At 44.6% G+C, this 18,204-nt stretch carries 18 protein-coding genes; 7 read left to right on the top strand and 11 right to left on the bottom strand.

Annotation, left to right across the window (positions count from 1 at the left end):
- Positions 1–3: 3 nt before the first annotated feature.
- The 4 genes from L3V31_RS04150 to L3V31_RS04135 form a co-directional block, all read right to left on the bottom strand.
- Positions 4–897 (bottom strand): branched-chain amino acid ABC transporter permease, encoded by an 894-nt coding sequence (locus L3V31_RS04150; protein ID WP_025636792.1) that lies wholly within the window; start codon positions 895–897, stop codon positions 4–6.
- On the bottom strand, positions 897–2,849 hold the full coding sequence (locus L3V31_RS04145) for a long-chain fatty acid--CoA ligase (RefSeq protein ID WP_237314860.1): 1,953 nt from the start codon (positions 2,847–2,849) through the stop codon (positions 897–899). The genes L3V31_RS04150 and L3V31_RS04145 overlap by 1 nt, the downstream gene beginning before the upstream one ends.
- Positions 2,849–3,649 (bottom strand): ABC transporter ATP-binding protein, encoded by an 801-nt coding sequence (locus L3V31_RS04140; RefSeq protein ID WP_020333761.1) that lies wholly within the window; start codon positions 3,647–3,649, stop codon positions 2,849–2,851. The genes L3V31_RS04145 and L3V31_RS04140 overlap by 1 nt, the downstream gene beginning before the upstream one ends.
- A gap of 242 nt (positions 3,650–3,891) precedes the next feature.
- Entirely contained in the window at positions 3,892–5,529 is a 1,638-nt protein-coding gene (locus L3V31_RS04135; RefSeq protein ID WP_237314859.1) for an electron transfer flavoprotein-ubiquinone oxidoreductase, read from the bottom strand.
- 129 nt (positions 5,530–5,658) lie between these two features.
- On the opposite strand from L3V31_RS04135, the gene L3V31_RS04130 reads away from it, so the two are divergent.
- Positions 5,659–6,411, top strand: a complete 753-nt coding sequence (locus L3V31_RS04130) for an electron transfer flavoprotein subunit beta/FixA family protein (protein WP_237314858.1) — start codon at positions 5,659–5,661, stop codon at positions 6,409–6,411.
- Positions 6,408–7,334 carry an FAD-binding protein gene (locus L3V31_RS04125; protein WP_237314857.1) on the top strand — a complete coding sequence of 309 codons (927 nt, stop codon included), beginning with the start codon at positions 6,408–6,410 and terminating at the stop codon, positions 7,332–7,334. The genes L3V31_RS04130 and L3V31_RS04125 overlap by 4 nt, the downstream gene beginning before the upstream one ends.
- Positions 7,335–7,644: 310 nt before the next feature.
- Here the strand turns inward: L3V31_RS04125 and L3V31_RS04120 are convergent, their stop codons facing one another.
- Together L3V31_RS04120 and L3V31_RS04115 are read right to left on the bottom strand one after the other, a co-directional pair.
- Positions 7,645–8,121, bottom strand: coding sequence for a nucleoside deaminase (locus tag L3V31_RS04120; protein ID WP_237314856.1), 477 nt, complete (start codon positions 8,119–8,121; stop codon positions 7,645–7,647).
- A complete protein-coding gene (locus tag L3V31_RS04115; protein ID WP_237314855.1) occupies positions 8,115–8,798 on the bottom strand; it encodes an NAD(P)H-dependent oxidoreductase in 684 nt (227 codons plus the stop codon). Before L3V31_RS04115 ends, L3V31_RS04120 begins: the two co-directional genes overlap by 7 nt.
- Positions 8,799–8,932: 134 nt before the next feature.
- Between L3V31_RS04115 and L3V31_RS04110 the strand changes: the two genes are divergently transcribed.
- Positions 8,933–9,787 (top strand): LysR family transcriptional regulator, encoded by an 855-nt coding sequence (locus L3V31_RS04110; protein WP_237314854.1) that lies wholly within the window; start codon positions 8,933–8,935, stop codon positions 9,785–9,787.
- A gap of 294 nt (positions 9,788–10,081) precedes the next feature.
- On the opposite strand, the gene L3V31_RS04105 is transcribed toward L3V31_RS04110, so the two are convergent.
- From L3V31_RS04105 to L3V31_RS04095, 3 genes are all read right to left on the bottom strand, one after another.
- Positions 10,082–10,444, bottom strand: a complete 363-nt coding sequence (locus L3V31_RS04105; RefSeq protein ID WP_237314853.1) for a DOPA 4,5-dioxygenase family protein — start codon at positions 10,442–10,444, stop codon at positions 10,082–10,084.
- 169 nt (positions 10,445–10,613) lie between these two features.
- Positions 10,614–11,522, bottom strand: coding sequence for an EamA family transporter (locus L3V31_RS04100; RefSeq protein ID WP_237314852.1), 909 nt, complete (start codon positions 11,520–11,522; stop codon positions 10,614–10,616).
- Between the two features lie 226 nt (positions 11,523–11,748).
- Positions 11,749–12,951 (bottom strand): MFS transporter, encoded by a 1,203-nt coding sequence (locus L3V31_RS04095; RefSeq protein WP_237314851.1) that lies wholly within the window; start codon positions 12,949–12,951, stop codon positions 11,749–11,751.
- Between the two features lie 166 nt (positions 12,952–13,117).
- Between L3V31_RS04095 and L3V31_RS04090 the strand changes: the two genes are divergently transcribed.
- The 3 genes from L3V31_RS04090 to L3V31_RS04080 all read left to right on the top strand — a co-directional run bounded on the left by L3V31_RS04090 (position 13,118) and on the right by L3V31_RS04080 (position 15,610).
- Positions 13,118–13,996, top strand: coding sequence for a LysR family transcriptional regulator (locus L3V31_RS04090; RefSeq protein WP_237314850.1), 879 nt, complete (start codon positions 13,118–13,120; stop codon positions 13,994–13,996).
- Positions 13,997–14,093: 97 nt separating this feature from the next.
- Positions 14,094–14,852, top strand: coding sequence for a metallophosphoesterase (locus L3V31_RS04085; RefSeq protein WP_237314849.1), 759 nt, complete (start codon positions 14,094–14,096; stop codon positions 14,850–14,852).
- 152 nt (positions 14,853–15,004) lie between these two features.
- Positions 15,005–15,610 (top strand): AAA family ATPase, encoded by a 606-nt coding sequence (locus L3V31_RS04080; RefSeq protein WP_237314848.1) that lies wholly within the window; start codon positions 15,005–15,007, stop codon positions 15,608–15,610.
- A 34-nt stretch (positions 15,611–15,644) separates the two neighbouring features.
- Here L3V31_RS04080 and amrA read toward each other — a convergent pair whose 3' ends face one another.
- Positions 15,645–16,223: an AmmeMemoRadiSam system protein A gene (gene amrA, locus L3V31_RS04075; protein ID WP_237314847.1), complete on the bottom strand. Its 579-nt coding sequence runs from the start codon at positions 16,221–16,223 to the stop codon at positions 15,645–15,647.
- On the bottom strand, positions 16,201–17,004 hold the full coding sequence (amrB, locus tag L3V31_RS04070) for an AmmeMemoRadiSam system protein B (protein ID WP_237314846.1): 804 nt from the start codon (positions 17,002–17,004) through the stop codon (positions 16,201–16,203). Before amrB ends, amrA begins: the two co-directional genes overlap by 23 nt.
- 64 nt (positions 17,005–17,068) lie before the next feature.
- Here amrB and amrS point away from each other — a divergent pair, with 64 nt between their 5' ends.
- Positions 17,069–18,157 (top strand): AmmeMemoRadiSam system radical SAM enzyme, encoded by a 1,089-nt coding sequence (gene amrS, locus L3V31_RS04065; protein WP_237314845.1) that lies wholly within the window; start codon positions 17,069–17,071, stop codon positions 18,155–18,157.
- Positions 18,158–18,204 lie beyond the last annotated feature (47 nt).

Here is an 18,204-nt window from a genome sequence, read left to right as displayed (position 1 = left end):
TCCTTAAATACGCTCAATATCTTTGGTACCAAACAGGCCGTATGGCTTGAAGGCAAGAATGATTAACAACACATAGAACGGCGCGATGTTGTAAAGGTTACCGACTTGCAGGTACTGGCTATCGAAAAACTCAGCCAAATTCTCCAGCACCCCAATGGTGATACCACCGACAATCGCCCCGACAACTGAGTCCAAACCACCCAAAATAACCGCTGGGAATACTTTAATCCCGATAATGGATAGCGCATCAGAGACACCATTTACAATCCCGATAACAATCCCTGCTGTCGCGGATACCATCGCCGAAATAGCCCAACTGATGGCGAACACTTTCTTAATGGAAATGCCAAGACTCTGGGCTACTTGCTGGTTAAACGCTGTCGCTCGCATCGCCAAACCCATTTTGCTGAATTTGAAGAACCAGTAAAACGCCCCCATGATGATCATCGAGAAGATCAAACTAAGAATGTAGGCAAACTCCACGTTGAGACCGCCAATGTTAACCACGTTGGTCTCAAACACTTGTGGGTAAGACACAGCCGATACGCCAAAGATCCATTTCATCAGTGCCTGGAAGAACATCGACAAACCGATCGTGACCATAATTACCGAGATGATAGGCTCACCAATTAAGGGTCTGAGCACAATGGTTTGGACAGCGATACCAAACACCATCATAAAGGCGAGTGTCAGTAAGAAACCGATGAAGAACGGCAATTGCAGATGAACCAGCGCTGCCCAGCACACCCATGCGCCGATCAGTAGAAACTCACCCTGTGCGAAATTCACCACCTGAGTAGATTTGTAAATCAATACAAAACACATGGCGACCACGCCATACAACATGCCGACGATCACGCCATTAATGACGAGTTGCAGTAATAAATCCGTATTCACTATGCGATCCTCCGTTGTTCGCTATCCACCAGTGTCAGCTCATGTTGAATAAGCGTTTCAATCACCAGCGACGTTTGAATGCGTGTCTTCGTCCCATCCTGATAAGTGATCACCGTATCGACATCGACATTCAGTGCAGCACTGTAAATAGTTTCGATGATGTCACCGTATTTCTCCGCAACCACACCACGACGAACTTTACGTGTACGGGTTAGCTCGCCGTCATCAGCATCCAGCTCTTTGTAGAGAAGAATGAATTTGCTGATTTTCTGCGCGTCCGGTAGCGATTCGTTCACTTTAAGTACTTCTTCGCGAATCGCTTTGTACACTTCAGGCTGCGCTGAAAGGTTGGTGTAGTTGGTGAACGCAATACCCTTTTGTTCCGCCCACTTGGCGACGATCGCATAACGAATACAGATGATTGCAGAGAGCCAAGGTCTGTCTTTGCCCACTACAACCGCTTCGGCGATAAATGGTGAGAACTTGAGTTTGTTTTCAATAAATTGTGGCGAGTAACGATCACCATGGCTGGTTTCCGACATATCTTTTAATCGATCAATCACCACTAAGTGACCGGTGTCTTTAAAGTAGCCCGCATCGCCAGTGTGCATCCAACCATCTTGCACATCTTCGTCATAAGCCGCTTGGTTATTGAGGTAGCCGGTAAACATGCCAGTACTTTTCGCAATAATCTCACCTACACCATTGCTGTCTGGATTGATGACTTTCACTTCCGCATTATCAAACGCGACGCCTACTGAGTCGTAGTCCACGTCATCTGCTTTGTGCACGGTGTAAGCCCCACACATTTCGGTCTGGCCATAAAGCTGTTTGAGTGGTACACCAATCGCTTGCAGGTAACGGAAAGTATCTGGCCCCATCGCGGCACCACCGGTTGCCGCAGACGTCAGATTCGAGAAACCTAAACGGTCGCGCAGTGCCCGCAGCAGAATCCATTCCGCCAACTTGGATCGTTTACCCTGATCCAAGGCCTGATTCGCCAACTTCATGCCGAGTTTGTACATTTTCTGCTTAAACGGTGTAGAGTCCATCATTCGAGCAGACACGTCTGCAACAATGTTTTCCCATACACGCGGAGCCAATAAAACGAAGTTTGGGCCAATCTCGCGTAAGTCCGCCATCATGGTTTCCTGCTCTTCAACAAAGTTGACGATTTGACGGGAAATCAACGCCTGACCAACCACATATACCTGCTCCATGATCCAAGGAAGAGGCAGTACCGAAACGTAGTTATCACCTGGAGAACGTGGGTCGGCACGCAGATATGCCGCACAGTGATCCAAAAACGTGCCGCTGTGAAGCTGCGCAAGTTTCGGTTTAGAAGTCGTACCCGAAGTAGTACAAAGAATCGAAAGATCGCTGCCTTTGGTTGCCGCAACCATATTCAGATATTTATCTGGATTGGCTTTGTCGATCAACTGACCTTTTTTGTATGCTTTTTCGACATCGATAAGTCTTGGATCATCGTACTTACGCATTCCGCGCGGATCACAATAAATGATGAATTCAACGCTTGGGATCTCATCGCCGAGTTCAAGCAGCTTGTCACATTGCTCTTCATCTTCTGCAATCACTACTTTCGCTTTGGCGTAGTTGATTAAATACGCCACTTCCTCATGCATCGAGTCTTGATAGATGCCCAGCGAGTAACCTTTGATCGCATGAGCGGCGAGTTCGCCCCAGACCCACTCAGGTCGGTTGTCGCCTAATAAGCCAACGACATCTTGCTCACCAACACCTAAATCTTGCAGTGCAAGCGCCATCCACTTGACTCGGTCTTCATAGTCCTGCCAAGTAAACTCTCGCCAAATGCCAAATTCCTTCTCGCGCATCGCGACCTGCTCTGGCCAGTGCTTGGCGTTGTGCTGCAACACTTTTGGAAAGGTATCTAAGCTGGTTATATCTGCCCAATCATTATGTTGCTGTGCCATTATGCACTCTCCTCTAATGTCGGTAGCTCTTCACCTAAATAAGCTTGTTTCACGTGTGGGTTCGCCATGACTTCTTCTGGCTCACCCATCGCAATATGTTTACCAAAGTCCAAAACTAAAACTCGGTTGGAGATGTCCATGACCACGCCCATATCGTGTTCGATCATAATGATGGTAATGTCTAACTCTTCGTTGAGATCCATGATGTAACGTGCCATGTCTTCCTTTTCTTCAAGGTTCATACCAGCCATCGGTTCATCAAGCAGGAGGAGTTTTGGTTTTAAAGCAATTGCGCGCGCAAGCTCTACACGCTTACGTAACCCATAAGAAAGCGTGCCGGCGGTGGCTTTACGGATGTGTTGGATTTCTAAGAAGTCGATGACGTCTTCGACGTACTTGCGGTGTGCCATCTCTTCTTTTTGTGCGTTAGAAAACCAGTACAGCGGGCCTGTCACGAAATTGTTTTTCAACAGGTGGTGGCGGCCAACCATGATGTTGTCGAGTACGGACATATGTGAAAAGAGTGCTAAGTTCTGGAAGGTTCTTCCCAAACCTAACTCAGCTCGTTGACTCGGTGTACGCTTAGTAACGTCATTCCCTGCAAACACCACGGATCCTTTATTCGGCGTGTATCGGCCGGAAATGCAATTGAGCATTGATGTTTTTCCGGCACCATTGGGACCAATGATTGAAAAGATTTCCTTTTCGTTCACATGGAAGCTCACATCGGTTAAAGCTTTAACCCCACCAAAGGCCAATGAAATATCGTTTACCTGCAAAAGAGGTGTTTCCGATACCATAGTTGATCTCCCTTTCTTTTTGAGTGCGTTCCGTGAAGCACTATTTCCATATCCAGCCTGACGTTGATACTGGCAACTGCTTATACACCTATGCATCAACTCATTTATTCAGTTTACGTAAACGTCAAGTTAAAATCAGGATAGTGCCTAGAAGTTGAAGTTGCAATCCAGTTCATCGATTAAGATTTGAACCAACGCAAACTTTAGGTAAATAAATTGTTAACAAAAGATTACTTACGAAATTACATATTCGGGTAATTAGGACCACCGCCCCCTTCAGGAGGTGTCCAGGTAATGTTTTGACTTGGGTCCTTTATGTCGCACGTTTTACAGTGGATACAGTTCGCCGCATTAATTTGTAATTCAGCTTGCTCTTCACCTTGTACGAGCTCATACACGCCAGCAGGACAATAGCGTTGCGCAGGTTCGGCATAAAGCGCTAGGTTCTGTTCAATTGGAATGCGTTGACTGGCAAGTCGGAGGTGGCATGGCTGATCTTCTTCGTGGAAGATATTGGATAAATAGACTGAAGAGAGGCGATCAAAACTCAATACGCCATCAGGTTTTGGATACTCTATCTCATGGCTCTTTTCTGCCAATAGTAACGACTCATGATCAGGGTTATCACAGCGTACATTCCACTTCGCTTTGCCTTTTAACACATTGTGTTCCAACATCGCTAATCCGCCCCCTAACCAAGCGCCAAAGCGATGGATACCGCTTGAAAAGTTGCGCGCCTGATACAGTTCTTTATACAGCCAAGATTGTTTGAAGTGTTTGTGGTAATCAGCAGTAACCGACTGATTTGATATCGCTTCGAATACCGCTTCGGCAGCAAGCATACCCGATTTCATTGCAGTATGAGTGCCTTTGATTTTGGCACCGTTGAGCGTTCCTGCATCGCAGCCAATCAGTAATCCACCTGCAAATTGTTGAGTAGGAAGAGAGTGGAACCCACCTTTAGCGATCGCTCTCGCACCATAGCTGATACGCTTACCTTTTTTAAGGTACTGCTCAATCATCGGGTGATGTTTGAACCGTTGGAATTCGTCGAACGGGCTGAGATGAGGGTTGGTGTAGTTGAGGTCAACGATCAGGCCAACGGCGACTTGGTTACCTTCCAGATGATAGAGGTAGCTTCCCCCTGTAGCCTCACTCGCCAGTGGCCAACCTAAGCCATGAACAACTAAACCTTGCTGGTGCTGTTCGGCTGGAATTTCCCATAGCTCTTTAAAGCCTATCGCATAGTGTTGAGGCGTTTTACCATCAGCTAGATTAAATTTATTAATCAGTTGCTTACCAATATGTCCTCGGGCACCTTCGGCAAACAGAGTAAATTTAGCGCGAAGCTCGATACCCGGCTCAAAATTGGCTTTCTGCTCGCCATTTTTATCCAACCCCATATCACCAGTGAGCACGCCACAAACACGGTTATTCTCGTCGAAGATAGCCTGACTAGCACTGAAACCTGGGTAGATTTCAACCCCTAGGTTTTCCGCTTCATTCGCCATCCAACGGCATAAGTTGCCCAAGCTTATTATGTAGTTACCTTCGTTATGTAACGTATTGGGCACCGCCCATGTTGGCAGCTCATGACCATTGAGTTCGTTACTCAGATAGTAGGTTTTATCTTGGTTTACTTTGGTATTAAGTGGGGCACCTTTTGCTTCCCAATCTGGAAACAGCTCCTCCAGACTGCGCGTTTCAAACACCGCACCAGAGAGAATATGCGCCCCGACTTCCGAACCTTTCTCTACAACACAAACTGAGATTTCTTGGTCTTTTTCCATTGCCAACTGTTTAATGCGACAGGCAGCAGACAAGCCTGCAGGTCCCGCACCAACAATCAGAACATCAAACTCCATGCAGTCTCTTTCCATGGTTGTATTCCCTTCTTCTTTTTTGCATGTTGCCAACTTGTTAAACAACAATATATTTAAAGTTGACGCAAACGTAAAGGTAAATTAACATCAATTTAAAGACGCCTTCACTGTAAAAAGGAATCTAACGTGAAAATACTAGTGCCAATTAAAAGGGTCATCGATCCTTATGTTAAGGTCCGTGTTAAATCGGACAACAGCGATGTTGAAACCAATAACGTCAAGATGACTATCAACCCTTTCTGTGAAATCGCCGTTGAAGAAGCAGTACGACTTAAAGAGCAAGGGATTGCAGACGAAGTCATCGTTGTGAGTGCTGGTGGCACACAATGTCAGGAACAATTGCGTACTGCCCTAGCGCTAGGCGCAGATCGAGCCATTCATATTGAAACCGCAGACAAGATTGAGCCGCTAATCGTATCGAAACTGCTAAAAGCGATCGTAGAGCAAGAACAAGCTCAGCTGGTGATCACGGGCAAACAGTCCATCGATACCGACAACAACCAAGTTGCACAAATGTTGGCAGCTCTACTTGATTGGCCTCAGGCGACCTTCGCTTCGGAAGTGAAGATTGAAGATCAAAAGGTTCAGGTGGTGAGAGAAGTTGATGGTGGTTTGATGACGGTTGCAATGAGCTTGCCAGCGGTGATCAGCACTGATTTGCGCTTAAATGAGCCACGCTTTGCATCATTGCCAAACATCATGAAAGCCAAACGCAAACCTCTAGACACAATCACACCAGAAAGCTTGGGCGTTGAGATTGTATTTAGCCAGACCATCACCGAAGTCACACCACCAGCGCAACGAAAAGCAGGCATCAAAGTAGAGTCCGTCTCGGAACTTATCGATAAGTTACGTAACGAAGCGAAGGTGATTTCATGAAGAATCTAATTATTGCAGAACATGACAACCAACAACTGCATGCAGATACGCTGAAAGTTGTGAATGCTGCGGGTCAGTTGAGTCAAGACAACACGCTACTCGTGGTTGGTTATCAGTGTGAAGACGTCGCCCAACAGGCAAGCCGAGTTGATGGTATTGCTAAGGTGATTTGCATTGACGACGAATCGCTGGTGCACCAGTTCGCTGAAAATGTCGCGCCAGTAGTGACAAATCTTGCCAAAGATTTCGACGCTATCTGGGCAAGTTCATCATCAAAAGGTAAAGATCTTGCACCACGCATCGCAGCTAAATGCGGCGTCGGGCAAATCTCTGACATCGTTCAAGTGGTTGATGATAAAACATTTATCCGCCCAATCTATGCTGGTAACGCCTTCGCTAAAGTGACTTCAAACGACCCGTTGCGAGTGGTAACCGTCCGTGCTTCTGCCTTTGATTCAGTGGCGTGTAATAACCAAGTTGACATTGAACATCAGCAAACCTCGGTTCAAACTCCAATCGTTGAGTTGATTGCTATCGACAAGACCGTTTCAGAGCGACCTGAACTCACTGCCGCAGAAATCGTGATCTCTGGTGGTCGTGGCGTGGGTAGCAAAGAGAACTTTGAATTGATTGAAAAAGTCGCTGATAAGCTCGGTGCAGCAATTGGTGCTTCTCGCGCTGCGGTCGATGCAGGATTTGTTGCTAACGACTTGCAAGTGGGTCAAACCGGTAAAATCGTGGCACCTAAACTTTATATTGCAGTTGGGATCTCCGGTGCAATCCAGCACCTTGCAGGCATGAAAGAGTCAAAAGTGATTGTCGCCATCAACAAAGATCCAGACTCCCCGATCTTTGAAGTTGCTGACTATGGATTAGTCGGCGATCTGTTTGAGATACTACCTCAGCTTGTAGAACAATTGTAAATGACCAAAATAAGGGCGAGCATGATGGTGCTTGCCCTTTTTGATCCGTTTAACTTAAAACCAAGCACTTCAACATCGCCGCCAAATGTGATGATTTTAGTTTGGGTACCGACTGTAGCCATTGACGTATTTCACGCCTCGCGTTCATTATCACTGGCCTGAATTAGTTTCATCAACACAAAGAATCGTCAGTATATTTTGGCCTGTTCTATTCTGTATGACATTAAAGAAAGCTAACTAGATGACCAAAGTAGACGGTGGGCAAGGAGACGCTCACTCAGTGAAGTCCTCTTTTGCCCTAAGAGTTTAATCATAAGCCGGTGGTGTCTAAGCCTTGTTGGCACTGGATAAATGGACCAAATCTAGCCTCATTTGATAGATTCTCAACCTTGAAGCTAGGTGTCATTTCAGATTGCAATTGATACGTCCACAGATAATCAAACCCGACCTGCTTGACTTCATTTCTATCCAGCAAAATCACTACTTGACTGATTTTAGCTAGACGTATCGCCATATAACATAAACCGCATGGCTCTCCAGAAGCGAATAAGGTTGAGCCTGTAAGAGTGGTACGTCCTAACTTTTCACAAGCAGCCCTAATCGCTTGAATTTCAGCATGAGCAGTACAATCATTTAACTCATTAACTTGATTTACCCCTTCACCTATACAGTCACCATGTTGGTTAACAATGACAGATGAAAAAGGTAGGCCACCCTTGTCTACTTGTTGCTGAGCTAGTGCTATTGTTTGTTTAGAAAAATACGTAATTTGCTTTGTGTCTAACATGTTTTAAGCCTCAACTTTTCGGCCAATACAGAAGCGGTTTCATCGGCTTTAGACTCAGCCATTTGCAATGATTTTTCATGTCTATGATCGGCAAACTCTTGATACTCTGACGCTATCTCGTAAATATCTGTCACACCTAAGTACTTACTCAAAGTACGTAAATGCGGCACCAGATGACTGGATGCTTCGTTTATTCCGCCTTTTTCAAAACCAAACTCACCACTTGAAGTAATAATCACTAATGTCTTGTCGGACAGTATAGGAGCCAAAGGCTTATCACCACGCGCTAAATCAAAATCAAAGGTTTTGTTTATACGTATGACTTGATCAAACCAAGCCTTTAACTGTGCTGGCATTCCGTAATTATACATTGGTGACGAAATGACGATGATATTAGCTTTTTCCACCTCAGCAATAAGTTCATCTGACTGCGTCAAAATCTGCTGTTGATGAGAGGTTCTTTTCGATTCTGGGGTAAATACCGCGCCTATCCAATCTTGATTAATAAACTGAGGCGCAGTTACACCTACATCACGATAAATATACTCATCTATAGTAGATTCTTCTCTAAACTGTGAAATAAACTTTTTTGCTAGTTTTTTAGAAATGGAGTCGTGTTCGGGGTTTGCATTCGCAACCGCTCTAACGCTCGAATCTACATGTAAAATAACACTCATTTTGGGCACCTCGGCTTGTTTAATCTGACTGCTATTTTTCTAATTCATGGGACGAATCACAAACGAGTAAAAAACATTTACAGATGAGTAAAATTCATCTAATTTTTGCTTTCATTGTTTAAAGAGAAGAAATCATGCAAGTTTCTTTGCCCGCGCTCAAAGCGTTCGAATCAGCTGCCAGGCTGGGCAGTTTTAAGGCTGCCGCCGCTGAATTATCCATTTCGCCAACTGCTGTTTCTCACCACATTAATAAACTTGAGCAGCGACTTAGCGTTACCTTATTCGTGCGTACAACAAGAAAAGTGACACTTACTGAACTTGGTAAAGAACTAGCAGCCGCTACCAGCCAAGGCTTTCAAACTATCGAAACAGCGATCGAAAAAGTTGCAGCGAAAGATAAACAAATTAATGTCGCAACCACGTCGTCATTTGCCGCTTTGGTTCTAATTCCCGCTCTTCAAGAATTTTATACGCTATATCCTGCGAGCAACGTGAATATCACAAGCGGTGAGAGCATTGAAGCAAACAACTTCACCTTACCTATTCGACTCGGTGAAATTGACAAACAATCAAACACTGATGTAATCAAACTCGAACAATTTAATCTATTTTGTACAGCTCACACTGCGGCACAATTTAGCCAGACAGAGCAAATTACTATTTACACCACCGATTGGAAAAATAGCACCTTGCCAAGTGTGCCACTGCAAGCATGGCTAGAACTCAACGGCCTACAGAACAAGCAAATTAATGTTAGACAATTCGATCAAGAGTTATTTGGTATTCAACAAGCTTTACTAGAAAACGCCTATGTATTCTGTTCAAGAACACTCACGCAAGGCTATGTAAAAGCAGGCGTGTTAACCGAAATGAACACCCAAGCCATCAATTCTCAGCTCTGTTACTACATAGCGAATAAAGAAAAACACCTTTCTCGACATAATTTTATGTTCATAGAATGGTTAGAAAAGTTACTTAAGGAGTGGTAAGACCCAGCAATCGAGACAAAGCCTACTCAACTGGGATCAACTTCACTATTGAATGGAACTTTTGTTTTAGCAGCTACTAGAGTAAATAGTGCGGAGGCAGTTCGCTTTTAACTGCCTGTCGGGTTAAGTCTGAACCGTTAAAGAAAGGTTTCAGATAAGATACTTAAATATTCAAGATTTGGTATAGGACTAGTCTGCCAGGGAGGGGGTTGTATATATTATTCGCATTAAAAAAGAATCAACATTGCGATTCTTTTTATAATGAGAACAAGGGAACTAACATCGTTAAATAGGTTATTGTTTTTCAGCACTGAATAATGACAAATCAAGCTCAAGACGCTCGCCTAACCAGTAAGCGTGCAGTGTATGATCTTCCAAATCATTTCCCGTATCAGCATGTATCAGAACCGATAAGCCATTCCTTTTTTGCTCTAACCAAGGCACCAGATCATCAAACTCATTAGAGGTGAATTTAATCTGGCAACTCCATTTAGGATGCGGGCCAACCAACTTCTCATGAACCCTACCAATATGTACATTAAAACGACGGCCAGCTTCTTCGCATAGCGCGGCAGCAAACGTGATAGTTTGTTGGTCAAAATAGACATGGGCGTGATACGCAAAGTGCGAATTTATCGGAAACTGAGTTTCGTTCATAGTGAGGCTTTGAAGTCCTTGTTTATTAATGATTTATATAGTTACGGCTAATAACCAAAAAGTGATAGCATTTTAATGCTTCTATACTCACTTTGCTTGTTCAAATTTAACACTTAGTGGCATTGCCCATCAATAAGATAACCAAGCGATTCTATTTTGCAGGTTATCGTTATACTGGTGATACCAGATCAGCTTTTCTCCTGAACCAACGTTGACCAAATACATTGATTATCAGCCCAATAGCAATTACCACTACACCTGCTATTTGGTAGAAGCTCAGGCTCTCGTCTAGTAATACCCAAGCACTGAGCAAACCAAATACCGGAACTAGTAATGACAGAGGAGCAACCAAAGCGGTTGGATAACGACTCAGCAGGTAACTCCAACCTCCATAGCCAACAATGGTCGCCAAAAGTGACAAGTAAACAATCGAAAACATATTGTGCCATTGCATATTTAACACAGAGCTCTTGATAACCTCTGGTCCCTCTATCGAAAAAGAGGCGATGGCAAAGGCGAGTGTTGGAACTAGCGCGCTCCATACGATCAGTGACATAGTCGGCACGCTGTAATTTTTCATGATCACTTTATTAGTAATATTGCCAAGCGCCCAACAAGTTGCAGCACCTAAAATTAATATCAAGGTGACACCGGTAAGCGACGCGGCTCCATCATGTTGTACCGCCGCAAGTAAGTAAACACCACAACCTGAGGTTGCAACCGCGATAACATTGTGGCGCTGCACCGTCTCTCTTAGTAGCAGTATTCCAAATCCTAACGTTATAAACGCCTGAGCTTGTAAGAGTAATGATGCTAGTCCAGCCGCTAAGCCAACATTCAGCGCCCAGAAAAGTAACGCAAACTGACCAAAACTGATGGTTAAACCGTAGGCAACAAGCCATTTTAAAGGCAGTTTGGGGCGAGGAATGAATAACAACGCAGGAAACGCGACCAGAGCAAAACGTAGTCCTGCCAGCAACAGAGGTGGCATTCCTAGCAAGCCAACTTTAATGACCACAAAATTGATACCCCACACCAGCACGATGGTGAGAGCTAATAACCGATCACGTAATGACATTATGCTTCCTTTCAGGCGTCCACCGTGTCACGTAATACGGATAGTTGGCAAAAGCGACTTACCGATTAGCTCTCGGGGATTGAGTTGGATATATAATCGAACTTCCAGACTGCCTGAAACATTGGATTAACACAAGAGTTGCATATGCTTTACTTCATCCAAAATGAAAAAGAGCCCGCGATAGGCTCTTTTAACGATACGCTAAACACAATCATACACAGAGCATTTATGACATAGCATGAGAGTGGTTGTCTTTGTATATTTTGATCCACTGGTAAATGATCACCAATAGGATACAAAGCGCGAGTGCGATACGTGTGGCTCCCAGAATACCCTGCCATCCCCAGGCTTGATAAAACGGCTCTAAGAAAAATACGCCTAAGCTCGCACCGGAGTAATAAAACAGACTGTATAGCGCTTGGGCACTGCCTTTAGATTTAGTGGCTTTTCGACCAATCAAGGTACTGGCTTGCGCATGACAGAAAAAGAATCCAACCGATACCATCACCATCCCGATCACCATGGTATAGATGTTAGACCAACTCATTAAAAAGTTGGCCATCAACATGATGATTGCGCCAAACGCCACACCAGTAATCTGACTGTGTTTTTTTGCAAACTGCCCGGCAAGCGAAGAGCTGGTTGTACCGCCAAGTAACGTTAAAAACATCAAACTACGAATGTCGCTAGGCAGGTTATATGGGTAATCGCTCAACACCATCATCAAGTAGTTAGAAAGATTAACAAACGTACCGAATGCCAAACCGATTAATAGGTACAACACCACCAGCTGAGGGTTTTTAAGGTGATAGCCATACGCTTTGAGACATTTACCCACTCGAAGAGGAGCTGGTTTAAAGTGACGCTGCTTAGGCAATAAACAGTAAATGATGACATACAGAACCACACTGATACCGGCAATCATATAGCCAGCGTATGCCCAGTTACCAAGAAGTTCCGCGCTGAGTCCACCCATTAAGCGACTGCAGATCCCGCCAAGTGTGTTAGAGGCTACGTAAAAACCGACTGCGCCTGCTAGCCAACTTTTTCTCAGTTCCTCTCCCATAAGCGGTACTGCCAATGCCGGACATACCGCCAAAAACATACCCTGAAGAAAACGTAAGCTTAAGAAAACGTCATAGTTTTTTACCATAGGCAGAGCAAGCGAGACCAAAAGCCCAATCGCGGTCCCCACTAATAACACTTTGCACCGCCCGATAGCGTCAGACAAACTGGCGAAAATCAATAAGCCCAATCCCATACCAAATAAAGGTGCTGACATTGCCAAGTTTGCAGCCAAAGAGCTTACCTGAAATTCTTTCTGAAGAACGGGTAGCAGGGGCTGCAACCAATAGATATTGGCAAAAGTGACGATGGAGAAGAGACAGACACAAATGACGACTCTGCTGTAATGGGCTGATTTTTTCACTGCAAACTACTTTTTCTTATTAATTAATGAAACTGGTTACAGCGCTAGGGTATCGACCAATTGACAATAAAAAAAATATTTTGTATTTATCAGATCCATAAATAATATTTATATGCTTAGATGAATCGACGCCGTCGCCGTGCGATCTAGGTAAGGATGAGTGGATATGGAATTACGACAGTTAAAGCATTTTGTTGCCGCCGCAGAGCACAGCTCTATTTCCGCCGCAGCCAGGTTGATGAACTTAGCGCAACCAGCAATTAGCAGTAGTATCAAGAAACTGGAGCAGGAACTGAAAACCCCACTGTTTAATCGCAGAGATCGCGGTATTTCTTTGACCGTCGCTGGCAATGAGTTTCTTTCACACGCTAAACAAATCTTAAAACAGGCTGATGATGCCAAGTTGGCGATGCAGGCAATGGAAGGATTAGATCAGGGTTTGGTTGACGTCGCCGTACCCAGCATGCTCGGCTCTTACTACTTTCCGCCTCTTGTGATGGCATTCAGGCATCAATATCCGAATATTGATATGAATATCCTCGATACAGGCACGCGTAATATTCGACGAATGTTACTTGAAGGAGAAGTGGAGCTTGGTGTCGTTGCGAGCAAAGACCTCACACCGGAATTAGAAAGCGGCCCTCTTATTCGCGAAGAAATGGTCGTTTGTATGGCCGTCGATCACCCTTTAGCAGAGAAAGAGGTGATTGAGTATTCTGATTTTCTTGCACACGATTTAGTCCTGTTTCAAAAAGGCTACTATCACCACACCTTAATTGACCTAGTTTCTCAGCAAGTTAACATGAAACCGAAAGTCGCGTTTAGCAGTAACTTACTGCCTTTAATCAAAGCAGTGATTCGCCAAGGTTACGCCATTTCACCGATGTGGAAAGTCGCAATAAGAGATGACGATGAGATAGTTACTCGTCCATTCGCTGAAACGTTCGAAATCGATCTGAGCCTCGCTTGGCGTAAAGATAGCTACCTTTCGCGTGCCAATCAGACATTTCGCGATTTTCTTTTATCTGAAGTCAATAAGGATTAACGACGCTCTAAAGCGACGACTTACAAGTGCAAACTGCCCTTTTTTAGCCTGTGCTATTCTTGAGTAAGGTATCGCTGATATAAGTAAGCTAGTGATCATGAGCAGTCCGTCTGACTTACCATTACATACTCGCTTCTCCCGAAATACGTTGGGAAAAGATCTGTTTGTTGGTGATATTCATGGTAATTTCGAACTGTTTATTCATGCGTTAAAGGTGCTCCACTTCGACAAATATCGAGATCGCGTATTCTCGGTTGGTGATTTAACCGATCGAGGTAATGACTCATTACGATGTTTAAACCTCGCGAGAGAAAAATGGTTCTTTCCCGTCCTGGGAAATCACGACAGCTTTATTTTGGAAAGATTCGATCAAGACCCTTACAGAAAGTCCATGTGGATGATGAATGGTGGCGAATGGTGGTTATCCTTAACGCAAGCCGAAAAAGAAACTGCCAGAGAAACCGTTGCTTCGTTCTATAGTCTGACGCTCAGTTTGGAAGTCAACCAGTGGCTTATTGGGGTACTGCATGCCGAGTATCCGTTTACTCTATGGCCACCCGACGAAAAGTCCGTAGATAAAGAATCTATTAAGACCATGCTTTGGGGTCGGGATGATATTTTAAGAAGTACAGGTAAGCATATTGATAATGTTGATTTTGTTGTGTCCGGCCATACCCCGTTAAACAGCCCCAAAATTAAGAAAAATAAGTTATTTATTGATACTGGCGCAGGTTACAGTGCGAACAACTTTATCCCAGACCCACGTATTACTTTGTGCGAGTTCCATCCAGGATCCATCGAAATGCACTCAATCAATATGCATGATAATAAGCGACTTGAGTTCGAGGTTATTTAGACAACACCGACAGTGCACATAATTCACAGAGTCAGAAATATTTGTATGTGGTTTACCGAGCCAGCCATTTATTAAACCTAACATTACCTAACGTTGTTTCTTTTTTGACTATGCTTTAAATATCAACGCACTACTTAAAGTCAGAGGTCAGGATGAAAAAGCAACTACAAGTTGTGGTAACTGGTGGTCCTGGTGGTGGGAAAACCACTGCATTGGATTTATTTCGCAGAGAGCTTAGAGAGCAGATCGTGGTTGTTCCTGAAGCGGCCACTTTGCTTTTCTCTGGCGGCGTCGCGCGCTCTGAAAATGAACAAAGTATTAAGATGGTGCAAAAGACTATTTTCCAACTGCAAAAAAACCTCGAAGAAATCCATAAGGTACAGCATCCGGATAAATTATTAGTCTGTGACCGTGGCACACTTGATGGCCTCGCATACTGGCCTAACTCGGAGAGTGATTTCTTTAAGCAAATAAACTCTACATTCGAGAAAGAACTTGAGCGATATGATGCCGTGATCTTTTTTGAGTCTGCTGCGGTATCTGGCCAAGACATCAGCAGTAACAACCCAACCAGATATGAGTCTCTGGATCAAGCAGCTAAACTGGACAAAAAGCTACAACGAATATGGTCTAAACACCCTCATTTCTACTTTGTGGGCAGTTCCGAGTCCTTTGTCAGAAAGATCATGTTTGGGGTTATGACATTAGAAAATGTGATCAACCGCTACCCGACTCACGCTTTGCAAAGTCAGAAATAGAGCGAGCGGCTAAAACTATAATGCAGAGATAAAACTATATTTCAGAGATCACAGTTGTTGTGAAATGATGAATAACGATGTCTTCGTTCCAGTAAGTGTCTGGCCACCCTCCTTTACGCTTTAATTCAAGAAGGAACTGCTCCGGACTTGATACGACTTCCCACACAGAAGGCAGAAACACCGCTCGGTGCCAATCATCCTCCAATAACAATCCATCAATACTGGGACGTAAGGTTGCTAACAAAGTCGCTTCACCGTGATTTTTTAAGGGAACCAGTTCTGATAACACGGAAATATCGACACTCAACCCAGCACGATCACTCAATGTAACGGGCGGAAACCGTGAATCCTTAAAACCACTGGAGTATGCATTTTTGCAGACGTTGAGCCACAGTGGCTCATTCGCTTGTAAAGACCCAATACAGCCGCGCAATTTTCCGTGATACTGTAACGTAACAAAACAAGCAGCAGGCTTGAGTAACTCTTTAAGATCTGGTTCTGGCGGAAGGTACAACCCATTCCCTCTGAGCGCTTCATCAAGAACCTGCCAAACCATTTGTAAAAGGCGCGTTTTAGCCGCCTGACTTAATTCAATACAAGATGAAGCTAGCATAACCAACAACTCCTTCGGACGGTTCTGGGGCGCGATTTTCATGATGAGCCATCACATCTCCTGAGTTGGTATAATTGATACACTTGATCTCCCAGTGCTGTTCCTTGGCGAAGTCTAGCAAGCCATTGATCGCATTGCAGCCACAGGCTCTTTTCGGATGAATATTACTGCCGAACGACAAAACACGCTGAATAGTATCGGTATCAATCTCATTGGCTTCAGTGTAAGGATGGTAATGGCTAAGATCACTGCTTACCACAATCAGAGTGTTCGGCGTTTTTGTGACTGCTTCTAATATGCGCTTAACGTATCCTTGCAAGTCGCGTCCCACGACTATCGGTAAAAGCGTAAAATCATCAAGACAATATTGCAGGAAAGGAAGTTGCACCTCTAAAGAGTGCTCCCAATGGTGAGCTTGATCTGACGTGGTGACTAGATCTTGCGACAGCAAATCCTCAAGCCCCTCACGATCTATCATTACTTCTCCCGTCGGGGTAAGAAACACATCACTGTCCGGAACTGCACACCCCTCTAATGCGACATGATGGCTTGGCCCGAGCAACACAACACGAGAATAATTATCCGTGCTATTACATAGGAGACGATAAGCCTTAGCAGCCACTTCACCGGAATAAAAGTAGCCTGCATGGGGTACGATCAGTGCCTTTGGAATATCATTAAACAGTGCTTGCTCGGAGAAATAACCGGCTAGCTGGCTTGTGAGTTCATGTGCTGTTGCGGGATAAAATCTTCCGGCCACCGCGGCTTCCCGATATTTCATTACATTCCTACTCGTATGGCATCAACTATACTTTTAGTGTAGGTCATTAGAGAGTGAATTCACTATGCAAACCTCTCCTCCCAATTTTTTCCCAACTCGCTACTGGCATAAGCTAGAAGACGGTCGCGTATGTTGTGATGTGTGTCCACGCAAATGCACATTGCGAGAAGGAAAGCGCGGCGCCTGTTTCGTACGTATGCATAGGCAGGGAGAAATCGTCCTGACCAGTTACGGACGTTCATCGGGATTCTGCATCGATCCCATAGAGAAAAAACCGCTCAACCACTTCTATCCTGGTTCAAGTGTTCTGAGTTTCGGTACTGCCGGATGTAACCTTAGTTGCCAATTCTGTCAGAATTGGGATATCAGTAAGTCGCGCGAATTTGACACCTTATGCGATGCTGCAATGCCGGAAGAGTTGGCACAAACAGCCTTAAAATACGGTTGTAAAAGCTTAGCGTTTACTTACAACGATCCGGTTGTATTTATGGAGTACGCCATCGATGCGGCTATCGCAGCTCATGATCTTGGTTTGAAAAGTGTTGCTGTGAGCGCTGGTTACATATGTGAAGAGCCAAGAGAAGAGTTCTACCGTCATATGGATGCCGCGAATATCGACTTGAAAGGCTTCACTGAGCATTTCTATCACAAGATATGTCACGGTCACCTGCAACCTGTTCTCGATACATTGCTGTATCTGAAAAATGAAACCGACGTGTGGTTCGAAATCACCACTCTTCTCATTCCTGGTGAAAATGACAGTGACGCTGAGCTCAACGCCATGTGCCAATGGATCTTTGAACATCTGGGACCAGATATTCCACTGCATTTCAGTGCCTTCCACCCAGATTTCAAAATGCTAGACAAAGGCAGAACCCCGCTGAGCACCTTATTGCGAGCCCGGGATATAGCCCTTTCGCACGGTTTACACTTTGTTTATTGTGGCAACGTTCACAATCCAAATTCCGACGCTACCTATTGTCCAGCCTGTGGTAAACCGATCATTGAGAGAGATTGGTATCAACTCGGTGAATACCATTTAGACGACACTGGCCATTGTAATCACTGTGGCCACAAAGTGCCTGGACGGTTTGCAGGAGCAAGAGAAAACTTTGGTCCTAGACGTATCCCTGTCGCTATACATCGGCGGTGATTTACGAATCTAAAAATTGCAACATTACCACTTAAAAACAATACCTG

This window comes from Vibrio sp. J1-1 (genome assembly GCF_021728395.1).
In the GTDB taxonomy this organism is placed as follows: domain Bacteria; phylum Pseudomonadota; class Gammaproteobacteria; order Enterobacterales; family Vibrionaceae; genus Vibrio.
The sequence above is the reverse complement of the archived record's forward strand: the minus strand, read 5'-3'. Positions and strand labels throughout refer to the sequence as shown.